The sequence below is a fragment of the Bradyrhizobium roseum genome, from assembly GCF_030413175.1.
Taxonomy (GTDB): domain Bacteria; phylum Pseudomonadota; class Alphaproteobacteria; order Rhizobiales; family Xanthobacteraceae; genus Bradyrhizobium; species Bradyrhizobium roseum.
In genome coordinates this window covers 6,022,096-6,036,983 of record NZ_CP129212.1, presented here as the reverse complement: position 1 = coordinate 6,036,983, position 14,888 = coordinate 6,022,096, and the positions used below count along the sequence as shown (strand labels likewise).

The window sequence follows — 14,888 nt, the reverse complement described above, 5'->3', positions numbered from 1 at the left end:
TGTTTCCGTCTACCGCTGATCCTTTAGCGGCTTGCCGCGTTGCGGCGCTTGCCGCCGCGGTGCGGCGGGCAGTCCCGGCCGTTGCAGGGCTGGCGCGCCCCGGACGCCGGGCGCGCGCTGCAGTCCGGGCCCGCCGAACCTGTCCGGCGATCCCGGCCGCATCGACGGCGGCTGCGCCGGTACGGCAGGCTGCGGCGTCTGGCCGGCGCCTGCCGGGAGGCCGGGCTGCGGCGCCAGATCGGTCCGTGGCGGTTGTCCCGGCCGCGGCGGCAGGCCGGGTTGATTGGGCGAGCCGGGTTGCGGCTGGCCTGCGCGCGGCGGCAGGCCCGGTCGCGACGGAGATCCGGGTTGCTGCTGTCGCTGCCGGTTCGGCGCGCCCTGCTGTTGCTGCTGACCGGGACGGTTCAACTGACCGGGCGGTTGCTGACCGGGGCGGTTGAGCTGATTGGGCTGCTGACCGGCACGATTCGGCACGCCCGGCAGCGGCGGCTGACCGGGTTGTCCCGGCAGGCCGTTTTGGCGACGCTGTCCGGGCAAACCATTCGGCCTGGTCTGGCCTGGCTGCAATTGCCGGATCGGGCGGTTCGGATTGACGAAGGTGGGATTGGCGCGACGGAATTCGCGCTGCTGGAACACGACCTGCCGCCCGACATTCTGCATCGTGTGAAGCTGGCGCACAAAACCCTGGTCACGCAGCATCGCTGCTTGCGGGATCGCCAGCGGCACCGCGGCGAAGCGCGCGCCGCCCGCGCCGGCGCGGATGGTGAAGCCGCTGGCGCCCTGGGTCAAAAAACCAAGCCGCGCGCCGGCGCGGTCGTTGACCTCGATGCGACCGACGCGGCCGTCGGCGTCGGGATAGAGTTTGACCGCAACGTTGTTCGGATTGTTGGCGGCGGCGCCCTCCGGCACCTCGACGAGACCCGTGGTGCCGCGAATGCCGAGCGTCGCGGTCGGGGTCGTGATCTTCATGTCGCCGGTCTTGGCAACGGAAGCGGCGACGAACGCTGCGGTACCCCTGGCGACGTCGAAGATCGCGGCATTGCTCTTGCCGCCTTCCTCATAAACATAATTGTCGATGGTGATCTTGGTGCTGGCCTTGAGATTGAAGGTGGTGGCGTCGATGAAGGTGATGCCGAGCGTGGAATTCGCTCCGGTCTGCACCACGTCGTTGAGATAGATGTCGTCCTTCACCTTGAGTGGCGTGGTCTTGTCGTTGCGGATCACGCTGGCCTTGCCGGTCACGGTGGCAACGTTGCCGATCGGCTCTTCGGGCGCGTCCGCAGCGGTCGCGTCAGGCGCGGCGGGATCGGCCGCCGTCGGCGCGACGGGCTGCGTAGATTCGGTCTGCGCCTGCGCCAGATGAATCGGTTCGGACGAAGCCGCAGCGGCATTTGCGGCGCCGATCGTCGCGCTCAAGGCCAACAGCATGAGCGCAAAGGACAATTGGCGCTGCATCGGGGGAATTCCGTTCACGGGGGGCAGGTAGAAGGCGGGGTCTCGATTTCAGCGCGCCCGGGCTGAATGCGGGATGAACGCCCCACTTGTTGTCAGGATGAGGGCAACGATCGAGCGGGGGCTGCCGGGGAGGTTTCCACCATTTTCGCAACCGCGCCTAACGCTGGCAATATCGCTTTAGCCAGAATCGGCTATGATTCGAATCTGGCGCGGCCCATGCCTCCCCCCTCCGTCGGGAAAGCATCTTTCATGCGGGGCCATTTCCACCATCGAACCAACTGTTCGAGCAGCGGCATAAGGAGGGGTTGCGATCTTGCTCGCAAACAGGAGGTTTTTCGATGAAGCTTTCCGCGCCCCTTTATCATTTGAAGCGCAAGGCCAGACTTCTCTCCCGCGCTGACAACATCCCGCTGCACGAAGCGCTCGACCGCATTGCCCGGCAGGAGGGCGTTGGCGGCTGGAGCCTGCTTGCGGCGAAAGCGGCGGCGGCGCCGCCCGCCGCAAAACTGTTTGCACGGCTGGCGCCGGGCGACCTGGTGCTGGTGGCTGCACGTCCGGGCCAGGGCAAAACCCTGATGAGCCTCGAGCTTGCCGTGCAGGCGATGAAGTCCGGCAGCCGAGGCGTGTTCTTCACGCTGGAATATACGGAAAAGGATATGCTGGATCGTTTCCGGGCCATCGGCGTGGCGCGGGAGGATTTTGTCGGTCTGTTTGAATTCGACAGCTCCGACGAGATAAGTTCGGATTACATCGTCAAGCGGCTGGCCACCGCGCCGCGCGGCACGCTCGTGGTCGTCGATTATCTGCAACTGCTCGACCAGAAGCGCGAGAATCCGGAATTGATGGTTCAGGTCCGGGCGCTGCAGTCGTTCGCCCGCGATCGCGGGCTGATCTTCGTCTTTGTTTCCCAGATCGACCGCGCGTACGATCCGTCGAAGAAGCCGTGTCCCGATCTGGATGACGTCAGGTTGCCCAATCCGCTGGACCTGAGCCTCTTCACCAAGACATGCTTCCTGAACGACGGCGAGGTTCAGTTCCGCGCGGCAAGCTAGGCGGTGCGCCCGTTAGCGCCGTTGGCGTGACGCGACGAAGGCCACGTCCGCTTGCCCCGCTGCAATCAAGCTCACGCCGCGGCGCACTCCTTCGCCAAGGGCCAGCAACGGCGGGCCAGCAACGGATGTTTTCCGTACTTCGGCCGGGCCCGCTCGCCATCGCAAAGGTCGAGCCGCTCGAGCTGCCGTTAACACGGCGGTTTCGAGCGGAGTCCAAATACGGTTGGCCATACCGTCAATTACTTCGCCAAGGCGGCTTCGGTTGAAAGCGGGTCTTCAGGCTTTCAACAAAATGCGAAACCCGAGCCGAGACCCCTCGACGCGTGGGCACCAAAGCCAGAATGTCGGCCCCTTCGAACTCATATTCGACAAACAGCCGGCGCAGTTCGCCGCGCTTGACGGATGGTGCCACGTCCCATTCGGACCTGAGCGCGACGCCCAACCCCGCGACGGCCCACGCGCGAACAACCTCGCCATTGTTGCTCGTGAGTGCCGGACTTATTCGAAGCGCCTCTGATCGCCGCGATGATGGGTGGCTGTTCCTGTAGCGCCACAGCGTCACGTCCTCTTCGTTTTCGCGAACGGAGAGGCAGGCATGCTGCGCCAGCTCTCGAGGGTGTGACGGCGTTCCGTGTCGTCGAAGATAGCCGGGACTGGCGCATACCCAGCGCGCGTTGCGGGCAAGAAGATGAGCAACCCACGAGGAATCCCGGACTGATCCAATATGGATGACGACGTCCGCCTCGACATTGCTGTTCCAAGGCGCCTCGGAAAGATGCAACGTCGCCCGCACTTGCGGGTACTCTCGAATGAATGCCGCCATGACGGGCGCGACATGGATCCTGCCGAAGCCAAACGGCGCGACAACCCGCAGGGGGCCAGCAAACACGCCGCCGCTGAGACTGTCCGCCAGCCCGTCGACGCGCGCCAAGAGCGACTGGGCTTCAAGCACAAGCTGTTCGCCTTCCGGCGTGAAGCGCAGCCCTCGGGAGCTGCGAATGACAAGGTTGACCCCGAGGACAGCCTCCAGCTTCTTCAATCGCATGGAAAGCGCCGGCGGCGTGACATCCAGCGCCCTTGCCGCCGCGCTGAGCGATCCGGTTCGGCTCAGGGCCGCCACAAACCGCAAATCCTCAAGGCCGATCATTCAATTTTCCTGAAGGGAAGAGATAGTCCTACTTAAACACAACTGATCATCGGGGTGATAGAGGTTTGCCATGGCTATGCCACGCGCCGTTCTTTTCGATCTTCTCACCGCGCTCCTCGATTCCTGGAGCGTCTGGAATGCGTCCGCCGGATCCGAAGCCTCGGGCCGGGCCTGGAGGGCCGAGTATCTTCGCCTGACATACGGTTGCGGGAGCTATGTCCCGTATGAGGATCTGGTCCGCCAGGCGGCGTACACGACCGGTCTCGCTCCGTCGGCGGCCGAAGCCCTCGACGAAAACTGGCAGTCGCTCCCGGTCTGGAGCGGCGCGCAGGCTGCGCTCGACCGGTTGGCCGGACGCACGCGCCTGGCAGTCGTCACCAATTGCTCGACGCGTCTCGGACGAATGGCCGCCGCCCGTCTTCGCACGCCATGGGATGTCGTGATCACCGCGGAGGAGGCCGGCTTCTACAAGCCCGACACCCGGCCCTATCGTCTGGCCCTGGACAGGCTGGGCGTGTCGGCCGCGGACGCAGCCTTCGTCGCAGGCTCCGGCTACGACCTCATCGGCACCTCGGCCGTCGGACTGCGCACCTACTGGCACAATCGCGTGGGCCTGGCGCGTCCCGATGGCGCCCCGGTGGCCGAGAGAGAATCCGCTGATCTCGATGACCTCATTCCGTGGCTGGAGGATTTTTCATGATATCTCGCGCGTTGGCGGCCTTGTTGGCGGTCGGACTGAACATCTCAGCGGCAACGGCTCAGGGATTTCCCGAGAAGCAACTGACGCTGATCGTTCCGTTTCCCGCCGGTGGCCCGAGCGATGCGCTGGGCCGGGCAGTGGCCCAGGCGATGGCCGTCAACTTGAAGCAATCCGTCATCGTGGAAAATATCGGCGGCGCCAGCGGCACCATCGGCCTGACCAAGTTGCTGAAGGCGCCCGCAGACGGATACTCGCTCGGCTTTGGCACCATCGGAACACATGTCGCTAATGTCGCGCTGTTCAAGCACCTGCCTTACGACCCTGTCGCCGACTTCGAGCCCGTGGGCCTCGCCGGGATGGCCTCCATGCTTCTTGTCGCGAAGTCGGGCTTGCCGGCGTCCAATCTGCAGGACTTCATCACCTATGCCCGAGCCAACCGCGAGAAACTCACCTATGGCAGCGCCGGCGTCGGATCGATTTCGCATTATGCATGCGTTCTGCTGCTGTCGAACCTGAAACTGAACGTCACCCATGTGCCATACCGCGGCGTTGCCCCCGCGATGAACGATCTCATGGGTGGTCACGTGGACTTCATGTGCGACCAGACCACGACCGCGCTGCCTCAAGTGCTCGGCGGAACGATCAAGGCCATCGCAGCGCTGAGCGATCAGCCCCTGCCGCAGGCGCCTCAGGTGCCCACCGCAGCAGCGGCGGGTTATCCAGATGTGAACCTCCGCTCCTGGAACGCGATCTTCGTGCGGAAGGGAACGCCTGCGCCGGTGCGTCAGCGATTGAATGACGCCTTGCGCGCCGCACTCGCCGACCCGGATGTCGTGCGACAGATGACTGCGGTCGGTGTCGAACTGCCCCGGGGGGCGGATCTCGAGCCCGGCGCCGTCAGTGCGCTGATCGCTCAAGGGCTGGAGCAGGCCGTACCAGTGCTGCGCGCCAAGGGCGAATATCTGGATTAGTCATGACGACATCTCTCTCAGATATCGAGACGCCCGCGGCCGTCGTCGACGTCGCGCGCATGCAGCGCAATATCGCCCACATGCAAGACCGGATGAATGACTTCGGTGTCAGTTTCCGTCCCCACGTCAAGACGACCAAATGCGTCGCTGTTGCCGACAGGCAACGTGCCGCAGGCGCGAACGGCATCACCGTTTCGACCCTGCGCGAAGCCGAGGAGTTTTTTGCCGCGGGCTATGACGACATTCTCTACGCTGTCTGCATCGCTCCGCACAGGCTCCGACGGGCCCGAGCACTGCGTGATCAGGGCTGCCGTCTCAAAATTCTGGTCGACTCGGTCGAGGCTGCGCAGGCCGTCGTCAAGGCGCACTCGCATCGCGACCCTTTCGAACTCCTGATAGAAATCGACACTGACGGGCATCGCTCAGGTGTGGGCCCCGAGGACGAGCGTCTCATCGAGATCGGTCGCATGCTTCACACCGGTGGCGCCACACTTTGCGGCGTGCTGACCCATGCCGGAAACTCCTATGAACTCGACGACCCCGAGGCCCTGGCGCGCTTGGCGGAGCGGGAGCGTGCCTTGAGCGTGCGCGCGGCTGAACGGCTTCGCGCCGCCGGTCTTCCTTGCCCGGTCGTAAGCGTCGGATCGACCCCGACGGCGTTGTCCGCCCGCGCCCTGGAAGGCATTACGGAAGTGCGCTGCGGCGTGTATGTGTTCTTCGATCTGTTCATGACGAATGTCGGCGTCTGCGCGATCGACGACATTGCCCTTTCCGTGCTGACGACGGTGGTCGGGCATCAATCGGAAAAAGGCTGGATCATCGTCGATGCGGGATGGATGGCGATGAGCCGAGACCGCGGTACGGCTCGTCAGAGCCATGATTACGGATACGGGATCGCATGCGATTTGGAGGGGCAGCCGCTGAAGGAAAACCTGATCATGATCGCGGCAAATCAGGAACATGGGATTCTCGCCGCGACGAACGGACGTCGCTCTGTTGAAAATCGTTTCCCGATCGGCACACGACTTCGGATACTCCCTAACCACGCCTGCGCTACCGGAGCGCAGTTCTCCGAATATCAGGCAGCCACGGACCACGGCATTGAAACGTGGCGGCGGTTCAATGGCTGGTGACATAGACTACCTGTCACGTCGGGTATCGTGGCCCGTGTGGTCGTTCCCGTGCCGACGTTGCACCACGGCTTTGGTGTCGGGATCGAAGCAGTAGCGGGCGTTGTTCCAATAAAGCGAAACCAGCGCACCGAATGCGGCCTGGCGGGACTGCGGGAATGAGCGGGCGATGTCCGTTCGCTGCGCGCCGCGTCGGAGGCCGCCTCCACCCACGCGATTTGACGATGGGCAAAAAAGAAGGCCCCGTGAAAATTTCACGGGGCCCAAGTCTCAGGGAGAATAAGTCTCAGGGAGAATGGCAGAGGGCGTTCAGGGCGATCAGCTCGCGCGCTTCCAGGTCTGGCCGCCGCAGAACATGCCGCCGAAGGCGCAGCCCTGGACCTTGAGCGTGTCGGTGCTCTTCAGCGCGATCGTCGAGTCGTAGTTGCGGCCGCTGTCCGGATCATGGATCCGGCCGGTCCACTTGCTGCCCTGCGGCTTCATGTTGATCAGGATGCGCGCGCCGGTGTTGACGGAGTAGCCGCACAGATTGGCGCCGCACTCCTCGATGCGCACATTGCCCTTGTTCTCTTCCGTCATCCAGATGCCGACCGGCGAATTGGGGTCGGACGCGGCGGCGACCGGAGCCGGAGCCGGGGCGGGCGCCGCCGCGGCGGGAGCGGGCGGTGCCGGCGGCAGTGGCGCGGGCGAAACAGTTTCGTATCGCAACGGCGTCGCAGCCGCGACGGTGGTCGGAGCCGGGGCGGGTGCCGCTGCCGGAGCGGGAGCAGGGGGCGGCGGCGCAGCGGCCTGGGCTGGTGCGGGTGCCGGAGGAGGTGCGGCGGGCGCTGAGGTCACGACGTCATCGTCGTCGTCGTTCTTCTTCTTGCCCATGCCCTTGAGATCGACATTGCCGAGCTTGCCGGTATAGCCGGGCGAGATCACCTTGACGCAGGAAATCGCGGCACAGTTGCTCGGCGCTTCGATGCGGACGCGCTCGCCGTTGATCTGGAAGGAAATTCCGCCGGCCTGGGCCGAGGTGGTGGCCAGCAGCAATGCGGCGGTGATGTAGAGCTTCTTCATGACGGGCTCCCCTGAGCGGCGTGTGAGCGTTTTGAATGTGGGGGGACCCTACGCCGGGTGAGGGACAGGTTCTGTGATGCGTGTCACAATGCGCTCGGAAGCGCTGGGCCCCAAATCGACGCGACAAATCGGGCGGGTGATTCAAATCACATTCAGCGCCCCATCCCTGCGGCTAGCCTTCCGCCTCACCAGCGAGGAGGCTCACATGAAACGGCTGTGTTTTCTCGCCGTGTTGCTCACACTCACCTCATCGGCCCATGCCGGCCGTTCGATTTCATTCAGTCTTGGCAAGCATCGCGTGCATGTCGAAACCGCCAGGCATTGCCGGTCGTTATCGTGCACGTCGGTGTCGATCTCCAAACGCCTCAACTGGCGCCACAGGCGGGACCGTTACGAGGAGGAGCGGGACGCGACGATGCCGGTAAAGCCTGTGCCATCGGTGCCGCAAACGGTTTCGCCACCGGCCCCGCCACCGTCTGCGGCGCCGCCCAAGACGATCGTTACCGCGCCGGACCCCGTCTACACGGCGGCCGCATCGCGAAGCGAGCCCGTCGAACCACCCCCGCTTGCTGCGCCAGCGGTTCAGGACGTCGCCATTCCAGTGCCGCCGGCGCCGTCGGTCGCAGCGCCGGTCGAGGCGGCGCCGCCTCCGCCGCAGGTGCAGCGCGTGCTGCATCAGGCCGAGGAAGAAACAGCATCGGATTCCCCGATCGGCGACTGGCAGACCGAAGGCAAGGGAAAGGTGAGGATCGGAAAGTGCGGCGACGCGCTGTGCGGATTCGTGCTCGATTCGGGGAATGAACGAGGCGAGGCGATCCTGATCAACATGAAGCCGAAGACGCAGATGCAATGGACCGGCGGCGTCTACAGCCAGAGCAGCGCCGAGACATATTTCGGCACCATGTCGATGAAGGGGATCAACACGCTCCGCGTCGAAGCCTGCGCGCTCGGCCGCTTCTACTGCTCCGGCAACAACTGGAGTCGCATCACGCGCCGCGCCGACGGTGTTATGACGTCGCGGCAGATGCCGTTGGACCACCGCTCGTAGCGGCGCGCGAAAACGCCCGGTGACGGGGTCACCGGGCGATTTAGCTCCATCGCTGGACGGAAGGCTCTTAGAACACGCCGAGCACAATCGCGCCGACGAAAGCGAATGCAACATATGCGGTTACAACGCTGAGTCTGCTGACGAGAGGACTTACGAAATCCATGTGGGAATGCTCCCTTGGGTTACGTCGTGCTCACAAATAACAACCGACGCTAGCAAAGCGTTCCCCGCCTAAAAAGTCAGGGTTGCTGTCCATCCCCGGGTTTCGCACCCCGGGCGAACGCTGCAACATGGTAAAAAATTCGTAAAATCAACATGTTGAATGATCCTTAAATAAATTCGTTGAACGTGCGTCGATGACGCGCGGAGTTCGTTTGTATCTCGTCGGCTCCTTCGTCCTTGTCTCGCTAGCGGGTTGTGGCCGCGGATTTTTTCAGTCCGCCGAGCGCGAACCATGGCGCGCCGAGGCCGAAATCGCTTGCCTGAAATCCGGCACGGTCAAGGAAACCGCGGAACTGGTCCGAATCGACCCGATTACAGGTCCGGGCGTGTGCGGCGCGGAGTATCCGCTGAAAGTCGCCGCGCTCGGCGAAAACATCACGGGTTTCGGATTCGCCGACGAAAGCCTGCGGCCGCCCGGCGCGATCGGCAACCAGCCGCGCTGGCCGATCGCACGCGCGCCGGCGCCCCCGCCCCAAAATAACTATCAGGGCGGCTATCGGGCTCCGGCCTCGCGCGAGCCGAACTATGCCGCACCTTCGAACGGTCCAATCTCGCTGTCCGCACCGGGCATCGATTCGCCGGAGAACGACGCCGATTCATCGCGCGAGCGGTATCCGTCATCTTCGTCCGCGCCCTATCCGCAGCCATCCTATTCGCCATCGCCCGCCGCGCCGCCGCTTGGGCCGGCACAAGGCAACGCCGTCAGCGCCTTCGGCCAGGTCTCGATGAAGCCGCCGGCGACACTGGCGTGCCCGATCGTCTCGGCGCTCGACCGCTGGCTTTCCGACGCCGTGCAGCCCGCCGCGATGCGCTGGTTCGGCGTGCGCGTCGTCGAGATCAGACAGATCTCGGCCTATTCCTGCCGCGGCATGAACGGCAATCCGCACGCACATATTTCCGAGCACGCCTTCGGCAACGCGCTCGATATCGCCGCCTTCACGCTGGCTGACGGCCGCCGCGTCACCATCAAGGGCGGTTGGCGCGGCATGCCGGAAGAGCAGGGTTTTCTGCGCGACGTGCAGGGGGCGGCCTGCCAGCATTTCAGCACCGTGCTGGCGCCGGGCTCCAATTCCCATCACGAGGATCACATCCACGTCGACCTGATGCGCCGGTCCTCCCGCCGCACCATCTGCCAGCCCGCCGCCGTCTCGGGCGACCAGGTCGCTGGCCGCGCCGGGCAGCGCAATCCTTACGCGGCGCGCGATCCGTATTCGACGGGATCGGTTGGGGCCAAGAAGTCAGTGTCGCGCTGGTTCGACGGCAAGAGCAGCAAGGTGAACGGGGACGGCGAGTACGAGGATCATTGAGGCCGTCTCGGCGTCTCTACGCCGCCAGCCGCTCCAGCAGATCCCGCACCACGCCCTTCAGCAGATCGAGCTTGTATCCCGTCATCGGTAGCGGCTTTGCGCCTGATGTCGTGCGCTCGGCGGCGACGTCAATCGTCGATATCTTTGCTGGCTTGCCCTCCAATGCCGCTTCCGCGGCCGCAAGCCGCAGCGGCACCGGGGCGATGCCGCCGGCGGCGAGGCGGACGAACCGGAAGGCGCCGTCCTTGATCACGGCGCGGGCGCAGACTTCGACCAGCGGCCATTCGGCATGGGTGCGGCTGATCGCGCGCTTGTACAGCGCGCGCTCGCCTTGCAGGGGAATGCCAAGTTCGATGCTTCGGATCATCTCACCCGGCTGCAGCGCGTTGTCGCTGCGGCCGTTGGAGCCGTCGCCGAGCAGGTCGCCGATCGCAAGCGAATTCCGGCGATCGGTGGTTACTTTCGCTTCATAGGCGAGCAGTGCGGCCGCCATGGTCGAGGGATGCGGCGCCACGCAGGGGCCGAGGTCGAAAGCCGCATGGTAGAGATGATTGCCCGATCGCGCCGGACACTCCGTTCCACCCTTCTTCAGGCAGGCGATATGCGGATTGCGAAAGTACCAGCAGCGCGAACGTTGCGCGAGATTGCCGCCGAGGGTGGCGAGGTGACGGATCTGCGGCGTTGCCAAACCCTGTGCAGACGCCGCGATGCCTGGATACGCCTCGGCAAGGCGCGCGTCGGCGGCGATCGCGGCAATCGTGGAGAAGGCGCCGATGCGCAAAGCTCCGTCGTCGCCCCAATGCATGCCGGTCGTGTCGGGCGCAGCCGAGATATCGATCAGCGGTCCCGTCGAGACGCCGCTGCGCCGCCTCTCGGAGAGGTCGGTGCCGGCGGCGCGGAATTCACCTGCTGTGGCAGTCATGGCTGTCGGTGTCATGCGGCGGCCCTCCCTTTGAGCGCGGCGATAAGACGGTCGGGACGGATCGGAATTTCGGTCAGCCGAACGCCGGTAGCGTTATGGATCGCGTTGGCGATCGCGGGCGACGTCGGCACGGTCGCGACCTCGCCGATGCCGACGCTGCCGCCGAGCACGTGCTCGAAACCGCCCTGGTCGAAATGCACGTCGATCCCGGGCGTGTCCGCGATGCCGGGAATGCGATAGTCCTCCATGCCGGCGCTGAGCACGTCGCCGGTGCGGGAATCGATTTCGCGCGTTTCATACAAGGCGTAGCCGATGCCCTGGATCACGGCGCCCGCCGCCTGGCTGTGCGCCAGCGCGGGCGCGGCGACCGTGCCGACCGCGATGCCGGTGTGAACGTTGACGACGCGGACGTGGCCGAGCCAGGTATCGACTTCGACTTCGATGATCTGCACCGAACTCGGCACGCCGGCCCCGATCGCGAGGTTGGAGAAGCGCCGCATCATCCAGCCGAAAATCATTCCCAGGATGCCGACCTGTTTCAGCGGCGACTCGACGCCCGCCGCCGTCGGCCTGGAGTCTTCCGGCCGCACGCTGGAAACGCTCAGATCGGGCGAGGCCGCGAGCAGTTCGCGCCACGGCGCGTTGGAGCCGGGGACCGGCTGCCGCTTGGCCTGCTGCTGGATCGAGGCTTTCAACTGCTCGATCGCCAGCAGCATCGGCGGGATGATCGAGGCCGTGACCCGGCTGCCGCCCGAGCCGGGTCCTTCCGGGAGATTTGAATCGCCGATCCGGACCTCGATCTCATGCGGCTCCAGCCCGAATTCGCGCGCGACCGTATTGGCGATCACGGAGCGCGTGCCGGTGCCGATATCCTGCGTTGCGGTGCTGGCGACCAGGCGCCCGCCCTTGACCGCCACTTCGACCTTCGAGCCGGGCTGCCACAGATAAAGCCAGTAGCCGGCGGCGACGCCGACGCCGCGACGGTAGCGGCCGCTCTGTGCGGCAATCGGTTTGCGGTTACGCCAGACTGCAAGGCCCGATGCCCAATCGTACAGCCGCTGCCGGTTTGGATCGGGATCCCAGCGTTTGCGCAGCGCGATCGGATCGACGCTCATGCGCAGCGCCGCTTCGTCAATCGCCTGTTCCAGCGCAAAGGCCATCGGTGGCCCGCCGGGACCGCGGAACGGCGCGCCCGCCGGCAGATTGCTGATGACGTCGAAGTCGGCAAGTTCCTTGGCTTCCGCCGGATAGATCAGCCGCGCCAGCGCGGCGATGGTCGAATTGGTCGCGGCGCCCGTATCGGCCCAGGCGGTCAGCGACAGCGCTTTCAACCCGCCCTGTTCGGAGGGCAGCAGTGCGATCTTCATCTCCGTCGCCGGCCGATAGCCGGTCACCGATAGTTCCTCGTGCCGGTCATAGGCGACCCTGACTGGCGCCTTGGCGGCGCGCGCCAGTTCGATCGCGGTTGTGGTCTCGACGCCGAGCGTGCCTTTCGAACCAAATCCGCCGCCGACGTGATCGGCGATCACGCGCACCTTGTCGTGGCCGAGCTTGTAGCGCTTGGCGATCAGTTCCATCAGGTGAAACACCGACTGCGTCGACACGTGCACGGTGAGCCGGTCGCCGTCGAAACGGGCGACGGCAGCATGCGGTTCGAGGCAGGCGTGCTGTTGCGTGCCGGTCCGGAACGTGCCCTCGACCAGCAGCGGATGGTTCGCGGCGCGCGCGCCCTCGACCCAGTTTCGCACCTTCTTCGGCTTCTTGGAGAATGCCGCCGACGGTCCGCGGACGTTGCCCTTCCAGGGCGCCGGCGAGCCCGCGCCTTCGGAAACGTTGCCGGCTTTTTTTCGGGCGGACTTTTCGAACACCACAGGCGCATCGGCCTTGCGGGCTTCGTCGAGCCCGATCGCCGACGGCAGGGGTTCACTGCCGAGCTTGATCGCGGCGATGGCGGCCAGCGCGGTCTTGCGGTCGCTGGCCGCGACGGCGGCAATGGGTTCGCCGACATAGCGCACGATGCGGTCGTCGCCGAGCAGCGAGATCACGGCACCGACGCCCGGCATCGCGCGCGCCGTCGCCAGGTCGAGTTCGCCGATCCGGGCATGTGCGAACGGCGAGCGCAGGATCGCGCCTTCGAGCTGACCGTCATGGCGGATGTCGACGGTGTATTTCGCCGATCCCGTCACCTTGTCGCGGGCTTCCATGCGTGGTGGCAGGATGTCGCCGCCGTCGAAGCGGCCGGCGCAGGCATCCGCCACGGCCCGGAAAATGCCGTCATAGGCGCCGCAGCGGCAGAGGTGGCCCGACAGCGCCGCGCCGATTTCCTCGCGCGAGGGCACCGCCGTTCCCTTGGCCGCGCGCCAGCGGTCGTGAAAGGCCACCGCCTCGACAATGAATCCCGGCGTGCAGAAGCCGCATTGCAGGGCGTCGTGCGCCATGAAGGCCTGCTGCACCGGATGCAGTTTGGCAGCGCCGATACCTTCGACCGTGGTCACGTTCGTATTCGCAGCAGCTCGCGCCGGCATCAGGCAACTCACCACAGGCTCGCCGTCGACCAGCACGGTGCAGGCGCCGCAGACGCCGGCCCCGCAGACGAGTTTTGTGCCGGTGAGATCGAGTGCGTCGCGCACGACGTCGACCAGCAGCGCATCGGGATCGTCGGGGAGGGAAGCTGGCTTGCCGTTGACCGTCATCGTGCTCATCTGCGATCTCCAGTTTTGCGGGCAGTGGTTCGGGAAACTTTCTTTGCGGGCGTTGGCCTGGCGGCGCGCGGTTTCGTCGCTGGACGCACGGCGCCCGCGATCAACGTGCGCAGCATGATTTCAAGATCCTTGAGGAAGGCGTCCGCCGGCTGCATCGCGGGGTAGGCGGATTTCGTGCCGTTAACCGCCATCTCGACGCAGCGGGCGAGATCGCGCGGCGTCATGCCGGCATTGAGAACGAGGCCCTGCTGGCGGCAGACGCGCGCGATGGTCGCGGCGATCAGCTCCGCATAGGCGGTGGTGTATTTCTGATAGAGGTCGCGCGCCTGCACGAGGTGTTCGGAGAACAGCTCTTCGACATGGGGCGAGCCGTCGAGTGAAGCCGCCAGTTGTCCGAGCTTGGCGGTGACCGACGCCACAAGGATGTCGGCAAGGCTGCCGCCGGCTTTCTCGGCGTTGCCGGCGGCGGCGATTTCGGCGGCGAGCGCGTCCTCATGCAACCGTTCGATGACGGCGCGGAACAACTCTTCCTTGGATTTGAAGTGATGGTAGAGCGCCTGTCGCGTCAGCCCTGCGGCATCCGCGGCCTGCTCGATCGACGAACGCCGAAAACCCTGCCGGCGGAATACCAGCATCGCGGCGTCGAGAATGCGGGTGCGCGGGCCCATTTGACGATTTTTACAAAATCGAAAGAAATGTCAAGTCACGGTCAGGTGTGCCTTGCGCGAGCGGTCATCGCGAAAATGTTTGCTTCTATCGATGCGGCGGGCAGGCGTGCGGACCGCCTTCGTCGCCGCCTTCGATGTTGATCTTGAAAAACCGGCCCATCGAGGGCGCGTTCAGAAAGGCATCGACCGTGCTTTTCGGCACTTCGCAATATTGGCGGTAGACCGCGTGCCGCTGCACCAGCAGGCGGCGGCTTGCGGCGTCGTAGCAGACCCGGCCGACGAGGCTGCTGCGGGTGATGTCCTGGCAATTGAACGGCTTGAGATCGACCGTGCCGCGATCCTTCACGTCAACGGTCTCGGCCTCTTCCCAGGGAGCGGCCAATAGCAACGCGAGGATGAAGGCGATGCGGGTCATCTTGTTCGGGCCGGCAAGGAGGCCGCACTCTGCACCTTCGGCGGGAAGCCGGCAAGCGCTTGCGGCGGATGGTCAAGCCGGATGAAG

At 65.2% G+C, this 14,888-nt stretch carries 13 protein-coding genes; 6 read left to right on the top strand and 7 right to left on the bottom strand.

Translation table 11 applies throughout. The annotated features are described in order from the left end of the window. Positions 1-9: 9 nt before the first annotated feature. Positions 10-1,455, bottom strand: coding sequence for a FecR domain-containing protein (locus tag QUH67_RS28505; RefSeq protein ID WP_300942814.1), 1,446 nt, complete (start codon positions 1,453-1,455; stop codon positions 10-12). Positions 1,456-1,793: 338 nt separating this feature from the next. On the opposite strand from QUH67_RS28505, the gene QUH67_RS28500 reads away from it, so the two are divergent. Beyond that, positions 1,794-2,507, top strand: coding sequence for a DNA helicase (locus QUH67_RS28500; protein WP_300942813.1), 714 nt, complete (start codon positions 1,794-1,796; stop codon positions 2,505-2,507). Between the two features lie 235 nt (positions 2,508-2,742). Here the strand turns inward: QUH67_RS28500 and QUH67_RS28495 are convergent, their stop codons facing one another. Continuing rightward, complete coding sequence (locus tag QUH67_RS28495; RefSeq protein ID WP_300942812.1) at positions 2,743-3,654, bottom strand: LysR family transcriptional regulator; 912 nt, start codon at positions 3,652-3,654, stop codon at positions 2,743-2,745. A 70-nt stretch (positions 3,655-3,724) separates the two neighbouring features. Between QUH67_RS28495 and QUH67_RS28490 the strand changes: the two genes are divergently transcribed. The 3 genes from QUH67_RS28490 to QUH67_RS28480 are packed head-to-tail and all read left to right on the top strand — an operon-like array spanning position 3,725 to position 6,458. After that, positions 3,725-4,354: an HAD-IA family hydrolase gene (locus tag QUH67_RS28490; RefSeq protein ID WP_300942811.1), complete on the top strand. Its 630-nt coding sequence runs from the start codon at positions 3,725-3,727 to the stop codon at positions 4,352-4,354. Beyond that, on the top strand, positions 4,351-5,325 hold the full coding sequence (locus QUH67_RS28485) for a tripartite tricarboxylate transporter substrate-binding protein (protein WP_300942810.1): 975 nt from the start codon (positions 4,351-4,353) through the stop codon (positions 5,323-5,325). Before QUH67_RS28490 ends, QUH67_RS28485 begins: the two co-directional genes overlap by 4 nt. Before the next feature lie 2 nt (positions 5,326-5,327). Then, positions 5,328-6,458: an alanine racemase gene (locus QUH67_RS28480; protein WP_300942809.1), complete on the top strand. Its 1,131-nt coding sequence runs from the start codon at positions 5,328-5,330 to the stop codon at positions 6,456-6,458. A gap of 315 nt (positions 6,459-6,773) precedes the next feature. On the opposite strand, the gene QUH67_RS28475 is transcribed toward QUH67_RS28480, so the two are convergent. Further along, complete coding sequence (locus tag QUH67_RS28475) at positions 6,774-7,517, bottom strand: DUF2147 domain-containing protein (protein WP_300942808.1); 744 nt, start codon at positions 7,515-7,517, stop codon at positions 6,774-6,776. A gap of 205 nt (positions 7,518-7,722) precedes the next feature. On the opposite strand from QUH67_RS28475, the gene QUH67_RS28470 reads away from it, so the two are divergent. Then, entirely contained in the window at positions 7,723-8,565 is an 843-nt protein-coding gene (locus QUH67_RS28470) for a DUF2147 domain-containing protein (protein WP_300942807.1), read from the top strand. A 356-nt stretch (positions 8,566-8,921) separates the two neighbouring features. Further along, positions 8,922-10,094 (top strand): extensin family protein, encoded by a 1,173-nt coding sequence (locus QUH67_RS28465; protein WP_300942806.1) that lies wholly within the window; start codon positions 8,922-8,924, stop codon positions 10,092-10,094. A 16-nt stretch (positions 10,095-10,110) separates the two neighbouring features. Here the strand turns inward: QUH67_RS28465 and QUH67_RS28460 are convergent, their stop codons facing one another. The 4 genes from QUH67_RS28460 to QUH67_RS28445 form a co-directional block, all read right to left on the bottom strand. Next, the gene (locus QUH67_RS28460) at positions 10,111-11,031 is read right to left on the bottom strand and encodes an FAD binding domain-containing protein (RefSeq protein ID WP_300942805.1); all 921 of its coding nucleotides are present in this window, start codon (positions 11,029-11,031) and stop codon (positions 10,111-10,113) included. Continuing rightward, positions 11,028-13,718, bottom strand: a complete 2,691-nt coding sequence (locus tag QUH67_RS28455) for a molybdopterin-dependent oxidoreductase (protein WP_300942804.1) — start codon at positions 13,716-13,718, stop codon at positions 11,028-11,030. The genes QUH67_RS28460 and QUH67_RS28455 overlap by 4 nt, the downstream gene beginning before the upstream one ends. Further along, positions 13,715-14,386, bottom strand: coding sequence for a TetR/AcrR family transcriptional regulator (locus QUH67_RS28450; RefSeq protein ID WP_300942803.1), 672 nt, complete (start codon positions 14,384-14,386; stop codon positions 13,715-13,717). Before QUH67_RS28450 ends, QUH67_RS28455 begins: the two co-directional genes overlap by 4 nt. An 85-nt stretch (positions 14,387-14,471) precedes the next feature. Beyond that, on the bottom strand, positions 14,472-14,801 hold the full coding sequence (locus QUH67_RS28445) for a KTSC domain-containing protein (protein ID WP_300942802.1): 330 nt from the start codon (positions 14,799-14,801) through the stop codon (positions 14,472-14,474). Between the last annotated feature and the right edge of the window lie 87 nt (positions 14,802-14,888).